The sequence below is a fragment of the Streptomyces sp. KM273126 genome (assembly GCF_004337435.2).
Classification (GTDB): Bacteria; Actinomycetota; Actinomycetes; order Streptomycetales; family Streptomycetaceae; genus Streptomyces; species Streptomyces acidicola.
The window spans coordinates 6,734,347-6,748,730 of record NZ_SJXB02000001.1; the positions used below are offsets into that span (position 1 = coordinate 6,734,347).

Sequence of the window (14,384 nt, forward strand, 5' to 3'; positions counted from 1 at the left end):
GTGGACTGGTCTGCCCTCTTCGCTGGCACCGGCGCCCGCCTCACCGACGCCCCCACCTACCCCTTCCAACGTCGGCACTACTGGCCCGAGTCCGGCGCGATCGCCGCGCTGTCGGCATCTGACAGCCGAGTCTCCGATCCCGCCGAGACCGAGTTCTGGGCGGCCGTCGATGACGCCGATGTGGACGGTCTCGCGGTCCAACTGCACGTCGACAGCGCGGCGTTGAACGACGTGGTGCCCGCGCTGTCGGCGTGGCGCCGGCGGCGGCGGATGCGGTCGGCCGTGGACGCACTGCGGTTCAGGGAGACGTGGCAGGCGCTCGGGGACGGAGTCGCGGTCGGGGCCCGTGAGGCCGGGCCGTGGCTGGCCGTGGTTCCGTCCGGGTGGGGCGAGGACGCCTGGGTGCGGTCCGTTGTGACAGCGCTCGGCGCGCAGACCCTGACGTTGGAGGTCAGGGCTGAGGATGATCCGGGCGCCATCGCGCCGCGTCTGCGGGACACCCTGGCCGGGCTCGACGACGGTGCCGGGATCGCCGGTGTGGTGTCGCTGCTCGCCGCCGGAACCGACGTACGGGACTCGGGAGTTCCGGTGGCCGTGACCGGCACGGCAGCGCTGGTCCAGGCCCTTGAGGAGGCCGGGCTCGACGCCCGGGTGTGGGCGGTGACGTGCGGTGCGGTGAGTGTGCCGGTCGCGGACGACGCCGTGCGCGGGCTGCCCGAGCCGCGTGCCGCCGCCGTGTGGGGACTCGGCCGGGTGGTCGCGCTGGAGCATCCGGAGCGCTGGGGCGGGCTCGTCGATCTGCCCGAGGAGCTGGACGAGCGGACCCTGGGACGGTTCCTGGGTGTGCTTGCGCGTACCGACGGCGAGGACCAGGTCGCCGTACGGGAAGCGGGTACCTACGGGCGACGGCTCGTTGTCGCCCCCTCTGACGGGCACCCCGCCGATCAGCACGTCGCGGCCACGGGCAAGGACGCCACAGCCACAGGCAAGGACGTCACAGCCGCCCACCCCACCGGCAACCACCCCGACGCACCCCACCGCGTCCCCTGGCGCCCCTCCGGGACCGTACTCGTCACCGGCGGTACCGGCGCCCTCGGCACCCACGTCGCGCGCTGGCTCGCCGAAAACGGTGCCGAGCGGCTGCTGCTGGTGAGCCGGCGTGGGCCGGCGGCGCCCGGTGCGGCGGCATTGGAGGCGGAGCTGACGGCGCTTGGAGTCGACGTCACCGTCGCGGCTTGTGACATCGCCGACCGGGACGGGCTCGGCGAACTGATGGCCGCGGTCCCGGACGAGACGCCGCTGACGGCCGTGGTCCACACGGCCGGTGTCCTGGACGACGGCGTGCTGCACAGTCTGACGCCGGAGCGGTTCGACGCGGTGTTCCGGGCCAAGGTGGCCGCCGCCCAGGTCCTCGACGAGCTGACCCGGGACCTGGTCCCGGACCTGGACGCCTTCGTGCTGTTCTCGTCGCTCGCCGGCGCCGTCGGCAACCCCGGCCAGGCCAACTACGCCGCCGCGAACGCCGCGTTGGATGCGCTGGCCCGTCGGCGGGTAGCGGCGGGGCTGCCCGCCACCTCGCTCGCCTGGGGCGCGTGGAGCGGAGCCGGTATGGCTGCCGAGGGGCGGCTAGGCCGGCACGCCTCCGGACGTTCCCTGGAACCGGAGCTCGCGCTGACGGCCATGGCCGAACTGGTCGCCGAGAGCGCGCCGGACACGGTCGTCGCGGACCTCGCCGACGCAGAACTGCTCGACGGCATGTTCGCGCTCCGGCACACCGCCTCCCTCACCTCACTGCCGGGCGCCCGCCAGATCGCGGCCGCCGCCCAGCAGGCGCGGCAGGAACGCGCCGGTGCCGCGGCCGAGTTGCGTACGCGCCTGCTGGCGGCCCGTGCGGACGACCGGTTGCCGTTCGTCCTCGATGTGGTCCGCACACAGGCGGCGGCCGTGCTCGCGCACCCCGGGCCGGACGCCGTCAAGCCCGAGCGGGCCTTCCAGGAACACGGGTTCGACTCGCTCATGGCCGTCGAGCTGCGCAAGCGGCTCACCGCGGCCGTGGGTCTGCCGCTGCCGGCCACCATGGTCTTCGACCATCCGACGCCGCTCGCCCTGGCCCGTCACCTGCTCGGGGAGATCCTCGCCGAGGACGACGGGGCCGACGTCGTGGCCACCGCCGCCGACGTGTCCGACGAACCGATCGCCATCATCGGCATGAGCTGCCGCTTCCCAGGCGGCGTCGACTCCCCGGAGGCCTTCTGGGAGCTGATCGCCTCCGGTACGGACGCCATCGGGGAGTTCCCCGCCGATCGCGGGTGGGACGCGTCCGGGCTGTACGACCCGGACGCCGACCGCAGCGGGACCACGTACTCCACGCACGGTGGATTCCTCGACGGGGCGGGCGATTTCGACCCCGGGTTCTTCGGGATCTCCCCGCGTGAGGCGCTCGTCATGGATCCGCAGCAGCGGTTGCTGCTGGAGACCGCGTGGGAGGCCGTCGAGCGCGCCGGCATCGACCCGGGCACGCTGCGCGCCAGCCGCACGGGTGCGTTCATCGGCTCCAGCTACCAGGACTACGGGCGTGGTGCCGGGGAGGGCACCGAGGGGCACATGGTCACCGGGTCCAGCCCCAGTGTGCTGTCGGGCCGGCTGTCGTACGTCCTCGGTCTCGAAGGGCCCGCCGTCACCGTCGACACCGCCTGCTCCTCCTCCCTGGTCGCCCTGCATCTGGCCTGCCAGTCGCTGCGGGCCGGCGAGAGCACCCTGGCGCTGGCCGGTGGTGCGACGGTCATGACGACGCCGGACTCGTTCGTGGCGTTCAGCCGGCAGCGGGCGCTCGCCGCCGACGGCCGCTGCAAGGCGTTCGGCGACGGCGCCGACGGCATGACCCTCGGCGAGGGCGTCGGGCTGCTGCTCGTGGAACGGCTCTCCGACGCCGTCCGGGGCGGCCACCCCGTGCTCGCCGTGATCCGCGGCTCCGCCGTCAACCAGGACGGCGCCTCCAACGGTCTGACCGCCCCCAACGGACCCTCCCAGCAGCGCGTCATCCGGCAGGCCCTCGCGAGCGCCCACGTCACCCCGGACGACATCGACGCCGTCGAGGCACACGGCACCGGCACCGCGCTCGGCGACCCCATCGAGGCGCAGGCACTGGTCGCGACATACGGGAGGGACCGGGACCCGGAGCGTCCGGTGTGGCTCGGCTCGGTGAAGTCCAACATCGGGCACGCCCAGTCCGCCGCCGGTGTCGCCGGCGTCATCAAGATGGTGCTGGCCCTGCGGCACGGTATCCTGCCGCCCACCCTGCACGTCGACACGCCGTCACGGCACATCGACTGGTCCTCGGGAGTGCTCCGGCTGCTCGACGAGGAGCGGCAGTGGCCCGCGAACGGGCGTCCGCGCCGGTGCGCCGTGTCCTCCTTCGGCATCAGCGGCACCAACGCGCACGCGGTCCTGGAGGAGGCGCCGGAGGAACTGCCCACGGCCGTCGAGCCGGGCACCGCGCCCCCGGTGACCGGCGTGCCATCGGTGACTACCGCGCCCGCCCCGGTAACCACCGTGCCCGCGGTCATCACCGCGCCCCCCGTAACCGGTGCCCTGCCCTGGGTGCTGTCCGCCCGTACCCGGGCCGCCCTGCGGGACCAGGCCACCGCGCTCGCCGCCCACGCCACGGCGCGGCCCGGCGACGACCCGGCCGACACCGGGCACGCCCTCGTCACCACCCGCTCCCTGCTCGACCACCGCGCGGTCGTCCTCGGCGGCGATGCCGCCCAACTCGTCGCCGGGCTCGATGCGTTCGCAGCGCAGGAGCCCGCCGCGCCCGTCGTGCACGGCGAAGCCGACGTCGACGGGCGCACCGTGTTCGTCTTCCCCGGCCAGGGCACCCAGTGGGACGGCATGGGCGCGCGCCTGCTCGCACAGTCGCCCGTGTTCGCGGAACGCATCGCCGCCTGCGCTCTCGCCCTCGATCCGTTCGTCGACTGGTCGCTGACCGCCGTGCTCCGCCAGGAGTCCGGCGCGCCCGGACTCGACCGGGTGGACGTCGTCCAGCCCGTCACCTGGGCCGTGATGGTGTCCCTGGCCGCCGTGTGGGAGGCGTACGGCGTCCGCGCCGACGCCGTGATCGGTCACTCGCAGGGCGAGATCGCCGCAGCCGTCGTCGCGGGGGCGCTCTCCCTGGAGGACGGCGCCAGGGTCGTGGCGCTGCGCAGCCAGGCCATCGGCCGCACCCTCGCCGGGCGCGGCGGCATGATGTCGGTGCCGCTGCCCGTCGCCGAGGCCACCGCCCGCCTGGAGCCGTGGGACGACCGGCTGACCGTCGCCGCCGTCAACGGGCCCGGCGCGGTCGTGGTCTGTGGTGACCCCGAGGCCCTGGACGCCCTGCACGACGTGCTCACCGCCGACGGCGTGCGGGCCCGCAAGATCCCCGTGGACTACGCCTCGCACTCCGCGCACGTGACGGACCTGCACGACGAACTCCTCGATGCGCTCGCCCCCGTGACCCCGCGCGAACCGCGCATTCCGATGCTGTCCACGGTGACGGGGGAGTGGCTGGGCGACCCGGCCAAGGACGGTGGCGGCACAAACGCCGCGTACTGGTACCGCAACCTGCGGCAGACGGTCCGCTTCGGACCGGCCGTCGAACGACTCCTCGCCGGACAGCACCGGGCGTTCATCGAGATCAGCGCCCACCCCGTGCTCACTCCGGGCATCCAGGGCGCCGTCGACGAGGCGGGCGTCGCCGCGTACGCCGGCGGCACGCTGCGGCGTGGCGAGGACGACGCGCGACGCGTGCTGACCTCTGTCGCCGGGGCGTTCGTGCGCGGCGTGCGCGTCGACTGGACCGCCGCGTACGGCGACGGCGCCCGGCGCCGGGTGGACCTGCCCACCTACCGCTTCCAGCACCAGCGGCTCTGGGTGCCGCCCGTGACGCCCGGTGCGGGTGAGGGGGTGGCCGGCACGGAGGACGTCGCTTTCTGGAGCGCCGTGGAGGAGGCCGACCTGCCGGGGCTCGCCCGGGACCTCGACGTCGCCGAGGACGCGCTGGCCGCCGTACTGCCCGGCCTCACCGCCTGGCGCAGGCGCCGCAGCGAGCAGTCCACGCTGGACGACTGGCGGTACAAGGTGCGTTGGGTGCCGCTGTCCGTGGCGAGCGGTACGGTCACCGGACGCTGGCTCGTCGTCACCGCCGCCGGGGACGACGGCAACGACGGCACGGACGTCATCGAAGCCCTTGCCGCGCAGGGAGCCGAACCCGTGCGGCTCGTACTCGACGACACTCACCTGGACCGCGAGGCCGTCGCCGCGTCGCTGCGGGACGCGGGCCTTTCGGCCGACGAAGAGTCCGAGGGGGAGTCCGACGGCGATACGACCCGTGTCTCGGGCATCGTCTCCCTGCTGGCCGCAGCCGAAGAGGACTGCCCGGGCCACCCGGGTGCCGTACTCGGCACCGCCCTCAACGTCGTCCTCGTCCAGGTGCTCGGCGACCTCGACGCGGACTGTCCGCTGTGGCTGCTGACCCGGGGCGCCGTCACCACTGGCCGCGCCGACCGGGTCACCCGGCCCGCGCAGGCGCAGTCGGTGGGCATCGGCTGGACCGCGGCGCTGGAGCACCCCCGTTTCTGGGGCGGCACCGTCGACCTGCCCGACACCCTCGACGAGCGGGCCGCGCGCAGGCTCGCCGCCCTGCTCGCGGGCGGCGCGCACAGCGCCGAGGACCAGCTCGCCCTGCGCGCCTCCGGCGTCTTCGCCCGCCGTGTCGTCCGCGACCGCGTCGGTGAGCGCACCGGCGACCGTACCGGTGACCGCCCGGCGAACGGCTGGACCCCGCGCGGCACCGTCCTCGTCACCGGCGGCACCGGCACCCTCGGCCCGCACGTGGCCCGCTGGCTGTCCGCCCAGGGCGCCGAGCGGATCGTGCTCGTCAGCCGGCGAGGCCCCGAGGCGCCCGGCGCCGGCGAACTCGTCGCCGAACTGGCCGAGTCGGGCACCCAGGTCACCGTCGCCGCCTGCGACATCACCGACCGTGCCGCCCTCGGCGCACTCCTGGACCGGCTGCGCGCCGACGGGCACACCCTGCGCACGGTGATCCACGCTGCCGCCGTCATCGAGCTGCACACTCTCGCCGGCACCGACCTCGCCGCCGTCTCCCGGGTCCTGCACGCCAAGGTCGACGGCGCCCGCAACCTCGACGCGCTGCTCGCCGACGACGACCTCGACGCATTCGTGTTCTTCTCCTCCGTCGCCGGACTGTGGGGCAGCGGACAGCACGCCGCGTACGTCGCCGGCAACGCCCACCTCGGCGCGCTCGCCGCCGAGCGCCGCGCCCGGGGTCTGAAGGCGACCTCCGTGCACTGGGGGATCTGGGCCAACGAACTCGGCGTCGGCCGTGTCGCCCCGGACCAGGTACGCCGCAGCGGCCTGGTGTTCATGAACGCCGACCTCGCGCTCGCCGGGATGCGCCGCGCCCTGGACGGCGACGAGGCCGTCCTCGCCGTCGCCGACGTCGACTGGGACCGCTACTACCCCGTCTTCACCTCCGTTCGCGAGACCCGGCTCTTCGACGAGGTGCCCGAGACCCGGCGGGCCGTCGAGAGCGTCGAGCGGCAACAGGGCTCCGCCGACGGCGAGTTCGCCGCCCGGCTCGCCGCGCTGCCGGCCGCCGAACGCGACCGGCTGCTGCTGGACACCGTGCGCGGGCAGGCCGCCGCCGTCCTCGGCCTCGCCGGCCCCGACGACCTGTCCGAGCGGCGCGCCTTCCGCGACATCGGCTTCGACTCGATCACCGCCGTCGACCTGCGCAACCGGATCGCCTCCGCCACCGGACTCACGCTGCCCGCCACCCTCGTCTTCGACCACCCGACGCCCGCGGCCCTCGCGGCGTTCCTGCGCACCCTCCTCGACGACTCCGGCACCCGCACCGGAATGGCCGGACCCGCCGCACCCGTCGCCGTCACCGCCGACGAACCGATCGCTGTCATCGGCATGAGCTGCCGCTACCCCGGCGGCGTCGACTCGCCCGAGGCCCTGTGGGACCTCGTGATGTCCGGCACCGACGCCATCAGCGGCTTCCCCGCCGACCGAGGCTGGCCCGTCGACGCGCTGTACGACCCCGACCCCGACACCCCCGGCAGCACCTACGCCGTCCAGGGCGGATTCCTGCGCGACGCCGCCGGCTTCGACCCGGTGTTCTTCGGCATCTCGCCCCGTGAAGCCCTCGCCATGGACCCGCAGCAGCGCCTGCTGCTGGAGACATCCTGGGAGGCCTTCGAGCGCGCCGGAATCGTGCCCGAGACGATCCGCGGCAGCCGCACCGGCGCGTTCATCGGCGCCAGCTACCACGACTACCCCGCCGCCCACGGTGAGGGCGCCGACGGCCACGCCGTGACCGGCTCGCTCACCAGCGTCCTGTCCGGCCGCGTCTCCTACCTGCTCGGCCTGGAGGGCCCGGCCGTCACCCTCGACACCGCCTGCTCCTCCTCCCTCACCGCGCTGCACCTGGCCTGCCAGTCGCTGCGCAACGGCGAGAGCGACCTCGCCCTCGCGGGCGGCGTCAGCCTCATGGCCACCCCGAACACCTTCATCGGTTTCAGCAGCCAGCGCGCCCTCGCCCCCGACGGACGCTGCAAGGCGTACGGCGACGGCGCCGACGGCATGGCGCTCGCCGAGGGCGTCGGCATGGTCCTCGTGGAACGGCTCTCCGACGCCGTCCGAAGCGGCCACCCCGTGCTCGCCGTCGTCCGCGGCTCCGCCGTCAACCAGGACGGCGCCTCCAACGGCCTCACCGCGCCCAACGGCCCCGCCCAGCAGCGCGTCATCCGCGCCGCCCTCGCCACCGCCCGCCTGGAGCCGGCCGACGTGGACGCCGTCGAGGGCCACGGCACCGGCACCGCCCTCGGCGACCCGATCGAGGCGCAGGCCCTGCTCGCCACCTACGGCCAGCACCGCGAACGGCCGTTGCTGCTCGGCTCGGTGAAGTCCAACATCGGGCACAGCCAGGCCGCCTCCGGCGTCGCCGGAGTCATCAAGATGGTCACCGCGCTGCGGCACGGCGTCCTTCCGCCGACCCTGCACGCCGACACACCGTCCACGCACGTCGACTGGTCCGCGGGTGACGTGCGCCTCCTCACCGAGGCCACCGACTGGCCGGAGACGGGACGACCGCGGCGCGCCGCCGTGTCGTCGTTCGGCATCAGCGGCACCAACGTCCACATGGTCCTGGAACAGGCCCCGGAGCAAACCGGCGTGCTCCAGGACGAGCAGCCGGGTCCGGGCACGCCCGATGCCGAACAGCTTGGCGCCCCCGAGGATCTGGAGCCGGCCGGTCCGCTGCCCGTGCTGCTCTCCGCCCGCGGTGACGACGCCCTGCGCGCCCAGGCCACCCGCCTCCTCGCCTTCGCCGAGGAGCGGCCCGACCTGCCCGTCGGCCGCCTCGCCGCCGCCCTCGCCCTGCACCGCTCGGCGTTCGAGCGCCGCGCCGCCGTGGTCGCCCACGACCGGCACGACCTGCTGCGCGGCCTGCGCGCGCTCGTCGCCGGGCAGCCCGACCCCGCCGTGGTCCGCCCGGCCACACCCGGCGCCGGACGCGGACGGGTCGCCTTCCTCTTCACCGGGCAGGGCGGCCAGCGCCTGGGCATGGGACGTGAACTGTACGACCGCCACCCGGTGTTCGCCGACGCGCTCGACGCCGCCCTCGCCCACCTCGACACCGGGCTCGACGTGCCGCTGCGGGACGTGATGTTCGCGTCCGAGGGCACTCCCGAGGCCGCGCTGCTGGACCACACCGGATACACCCAGCCCGCCCTGTTCGCCTTCGAGGTCGCGCTGTACCGCCTCGTCGAGTCCTGGGGCGTCACGCCCGACTACGTCGCCGGGCACTCCGTCGGCGAGATCGCCGCCGCCCACACGGCCGGAGTCCTCGAACTGGCCGACGCCTGCGCCCTGGTGGCCGCCCGCGCCCGCCTCATGGCCCGGCTGCCCGAGGGCGGCGCGATGGTGTCCGTGGCGGCGACCGAGGACGAAGTGACCCCGCTGCTCGACGAGCGTGTGTCCGTCGCCGCCGTCAACGGGCCCGCCTCGCTGGTCCTGTCCGGCGACGAGGACGCCGTCGATGCCGTCGCCGCCGCGCTCGCCGCCCGCGGCCGTCGCACCCGCCGGCTGCGCGTCAGCCACGCCTTCCACTCGCCCCGCATGGACGCCGTACTCGACGCGTTCGCCGAGGCCGTCGCCGGGATCGGGTCGGCACCTGCCGTGCTCCCGCTCGTGTCCACCCGCACCGGCGACGTCATCACCGACGGCGAACTCGCCACCCCCGACCACTGGGTGCGGCACCTCCGCGACACCGTGCGGTTCGCCGACGCCGTGACGACCCTGACCGGACGTGGTGTGCGGACCTTCCTGGAGATCGGGCCCGACGCCGTCCTCAGCGGCATGGCCCGCGCCGTCCTCGACGACGATCCCGCCACGGGTGAGTCCGCCGCCGTCGTACCGCTGCTGCGCCGCGACCGCGCCGAGGTCCCGCAGCTCACCACCGCCGTCGCGGGCGCCCATGTGCACGGCGTGACCGTGGACTGGGCGGCCTTCCTCGCCGCCGCGGACGTGACCGGCCATCACCTCGACCTGCCCACCTACGCCTTCCAGCGGCAGCGCTACTGGCCCGAACCCGGCACCGGCGCACCGGCGGTCACCGCCGACCCCGCCGACGCCGCCTTCTGGTCCGCCGTCGAACGCGAGGACACCACCGCCCTCGCCGTACAACTCGGCCTCGACGCGGACGCCGCCCGGTCGTTCACACCCGCCCTCGCCGCCTGGCGCCGCCGCCGCCACGACCGGGCCCGCCTCGACGCCCTGCGCCACCACGTCGTCTGGCGGCCGGCCCAGCCCACCACGGCCGGCCTCACCGGCACCTGGCTGGCGCTGCTGCCCGAGGACATGGGCGACTCCGAGTGGACCGAGGGCATCCTCGCCGCGCTGGGCACGGATGTCGTACGCGTCACCGTCAGGGGCGAGCGCGAGCAGGCGGCCGTGCAACTCCGTTCTCTCGACGGCCCGTTCAGCGGCGTACTGTCCCTGCTCGCGCTCGCGGGCGAGGACGCCGCCGCGCTCACCGCCACCGCCTGCCAGGCCCTGGGCGACGCCGAACTCGGCGCCCCCTTGTGGTGCGTGACCCGGGGCGCCGTCTCCGTCCTCGGTGCCGGCGAGCCCGTGCGCGACCCAGCCCAGGCCGGGGTGTGGGGACTGGGCCGGGTCGTCGCCCTCGAACACCCCGGCCGCCTGGGCGGGTTGGTGGACCTGCCAGATCAGGTCGACGCCGCTGCCGGGCGCCGACTGCGGGCCGTGCTGGCCGGCGGCGACACCGAAACCGCCGTACGGGACTCCGGCGTGTACGTCCGCAGGCTCGTGCGGGCCCCGCACCATGAGACGTCGGCGACATCGGACCATGGTCTCGCCGACCCGCACGGCACCGTCCTCATCACGGGCGGCACCGGCGCCCTCGGTGCCCACGCCGCGCGCCGCCTCGCCCGCGAGGGAGCCGGGCACCTGCTGCTGCTCAGCCGTCGCGGCCCCGACGCGCGCGGTGCGGTCGAGTTGCGGGACGAACTGACCGCACTGGGCGCCCGCGTCACCCTGGCCGCCTGCGACGCGGCCGACCGCGACGCGCTCGCCGCCGTCCTGGCCGATCTGCCCGCCGACGCGCCGCTGACCGCCGTACTGCACGCCGCCGGAGTCGTCGAGGACCGTGTCCTGGACACCCTCACGCCGGACGACTTCACGGCCGTACTGAGTGCCAAGGTCACCGCCGCGGAGAACCTCGACGCGCTGACCCGCGATCTGCCGCTGACCGCGTTCGTGCTGTACTCCTCGACTGCCGGTGTCCTCGGCGCCGCCGGGCAGGGCAACTACGCCGCCGCCAACGCCCGGCTCGACGCCCTCGCCGCCCGCCGTCGCGCCGACGGACTGCCCGCCACGTCCATCGCCTGGGGACCGTGGGCCGGATCCGGCATGGCGGCCGGGGAGGACATCGACCGCCGGCTGCGCCGTGCCGGACTCACCCCACTCGACCCCGAAGCCGGCGTCGACGCCCTGCTGGACGCCGTCGCCCAGGGCGACACCGCCGTCACCGTCGCCGACGTCGACTGGCCCCGCCTCGCGGCCCTTCAGCCCGCCTCGGCTGCTCTGCTCACCGAACTCGCCGGGCCCGCACCGGCCGACGAACGACCGGGTGAGCCGGGCGAGGACGATCCGCGGTCCCGACTGGCCGCCCTGCCGCCCGCCGAACGCGGCCGGACAATGCTCGACCTGCTGCGCGCCCGCGTCGCCGCCGTCCTCGGCCACGCCGACCCGGCGACCGTCGAGGCCGACTGGACCTTCCGCGACCTCGGCTTCGACTCGCTGACCACCCTCGAACTGCGCAACGGCATCGCCGCCGCCACCGGCCTCACACTGCCCGCCTCCCTGGTCTACGACCACCCCACCCCGCAGCACCTCGCCGACTTCCTGCTCCGCGAACTCCTCGACGGCACCGCCGAGTCCACCCCCGGGGACCCGGTGCCGCAGGCGCGGGCGGTCGCCGACGACCCGATCGCCGTCGTCGGCATCGGCTGCCGCTTCCCCGGCGGCGTCACCGGACCCGACGACCTGTGGCGGCTGCTCGCCGACGGCCGCGACGCCATCGGCCCGTTCCCGGACGACCGCGGCTGGGACCTCGCCGCGCTCGCCGACGGCGCCTCCGCCACCCGCGAGGGCGGATTCCTCGACAAAGTCGCCGACTTCGACGCCGACTTCTTCGGCATCAGCCCGCGCGAGGCCCTCGCCATGGACCCGCAACAGCGGCTCCTGCTCGAAACGTCCTGGGAGGCCCTGGAGCGCGCCGGCATCGACCCGACCGGCCTGCGCGCCACCCCCACCGGCGTGTTCGTCGGCACCAACGGCCAGGACTACGCCACCGTCCTGCGGCGCGGCACCGCCGACGTCCAGGGCTACGCCGCCACCGGCAACACGGCCAGCGTGCTCTCCGGCCGGCTGGCCTACGTCCTCGGCCTTGAAGGACCGGCCGTCACCGTCGACACCGCCTGCTCCGCCTCGCTCGTCGCCCTGCACTGGGCCGTGCGGGCGCTGCGCGACGGCGACTGCGGCCTCGCCCTGGCCGGTGGCGTGTCGGTCATGTCGGCACCGGACGCGTTCGTCGAGTTCAGCACCCAGGGCGGACTCGCCTCCGACGGCCGCTGCAAAGCGTTCTCGGCCGCGGCCGATGGCACCTCCTGGTCCGAGGGCGTTGGCGTCCTCGTCCTCGAACGGCTCTCCGACGCCCGCCGCCATGGACACCACGTCCTCGGCCTCATCCGTGGCTCCGCCGTCAACCAGGACGGAGCCTCCAACGGGCTCACCGCCCCCAACGGCCCCTCCCAGCAGCGCGTCATCCGGCACGCCCTCGCGGATGCCGGACTGCGGCCCACCGACGTCCAGGCCGTCGAGGCACACGGCACCGGCACGACCCTCGGCGACCCGATCGAGGCCGAGGCCCTGCTCGCCGCCTACGGACGAGAGCGTGAACGGCCCCTGCTGCTCGGCACGGTGAAGTCCAATCTCGGCCACACCCAGGCCGCCGCCGGTGTCGCCGGCGTCATCAAGATGCTCCTCGCCATGCGCCACGGCGTCCTGCCGCGCACCCTGCACGCCGAGGAGCCCTCCCCGCACATCGGCTGGACACCCGGCGGCCTCACCCTGCTCACCGAGCCGACCGCATGGCCCGCCGACCACGGCCCGCGCCGCGCCGGCGTCTCCGCGTTCGGCATGAGCGGCACCAACGCGCACGTCGTCGTGGAGCAGGCGCCCGAAGAGCCGGAGGGCGCCGCGCCGACCGAGGGCGGGCCCGACGGTGCCGAGGGCGGGCGCGAGGGCGTCGCGGAGAGGCGCGAGAGCGCCCCCGAGTCCGCGGCCCCGTGGCCGTGGGTCGTCTCCGCCCGCACGGCCGCCGCCCTCGACGCCCAGCTCGACCGGCTGCGGACCGCGGACCTGAACGGGACCACCACCGCCGACGTCGCCCTCACCCTGGCCACGGCTCGCGCCGCCCTCCCGCACCGTGCCGTACTGCTCGCCGGCCCCGACGGCACGACCGAGGCCGCACGCGGCCGGGCCCGGGGCAGCCGCGGCCCGCTCGCCGTCCTGTTCTCCGGCCAGGGCAGCCAGCGCCTCGGCATGGGCCGCGAACTGCACGCCCGCTTCCCGGTTTTCGCCGACGCCCTCGACGCCGTACTGGCCCGCCTCGACCTGGAACTCGGCCGGCCGCTGCGCCCGCTGATGTGGGGTGACGACGCGGCCGCCCTCGACCGCACCGGCATGGCGCAGCCCGCCCTGTTCGCAGTCGAGGTCGCGCTGTTCAGGCTGCTGGAGTCCTGGGGCGTCACACCCGAGTACGTCGCCGGCCACTCCGTCGGCGAGATCGCGGCCGCCCATGTCGCGGGCGTCCTCACCCTCGACGACGCCTGCGCCCTGGTCGCGGCCCGGGCCCGGCTCATGGACGCCCTGCCGCCCGGCGGCGCCATGGCCGCCGTACGGGCCCGCGAGGAGGACGTACGCCCGCTGCTCGGCGAAGCCGATGCCGACGGTGTCGCGGTCGCCGCCGTCAACGCGCCCGACGCGGTGGTGCTGTCCGGCGAGGAGAGCGCGCTGAACGCCGTCCTCGACCGGCTCGACGCCGCGCAGGTCACCCGCCTGCGCGTCAGCCACGCCTTCCACTCGCCGCTGATGGAGCCGATGCTCGACGAGTTCCGGGCCGCGCTCGACCGGCTGGAGTTCCACCCGCCGACGCTCACCGTCGTCTCCAACCTCACCGGCCGCGCCGCCACGGGAGGCGAACTGGGCAGCCCCGACTACTGGGTGCGGCACGTCCGGGAGACCGTGCGGTTCGCCGACTGCGTCGCCGCACTGCGGGACGCCGGCGTCGGCGCGATCGTCGAGGCGGGCCCGGACGCAGCGCTCTCCGGCGCCGTACGTTCCCAACTCGACGACGCCACGCACGTGGTGCCGCTGCTGCGCCGGGACGGCGACGAACCGACCGCCGCGCTGACCGCCCTCGCCCGGCTGCACGCCGACGGTGTCCCGGTGGACTGGGCGAGCTTCTTCGCCGGAAGCGGCGCCCGCCTCGTCGACCTGCCCACCTACGCCTTCCAGCACCGCCGCTACTGGCCCGAGACCGCGCCCGTGACCCGGGCCGACGCCGTGGAGGCGGAGTTCTGGCAAGCAGTCGAGGCGTCCGACCCCGCGGCGCTCGCCGCCACCCTGGGTGCCGACCTCGGCTCCGAAGCGACGGCCGCCCTGGCGACGTGGCGTCGCAGGCGCCGCGCCCGGGCCGCCGCGGACGACTTTCTCTACCGCGCCGAGTGGGTGCC

Annotated in this window: 1 protein-coding gene (running past one end of the window); it reads left to right on the forward strand. The window is 75.3% G+C overall.

Going from position 1 to position 14,384, the window contains the following annotated elements; genetic code table 11:
- Nucleotides 1-14,384, forward strand: the 5' portion of a protein-coding gene (locus tag E0500_RS28860; protein ID WP_181587168.1) for a type I polyketide synthase. It continues 6,475 nt past the right edge of the window; only the first 14,384 of its 20,859 coding nucleotides appear in the window; its start codon is at nucleotides 1-3; the stop codon falls past the right edge of the window.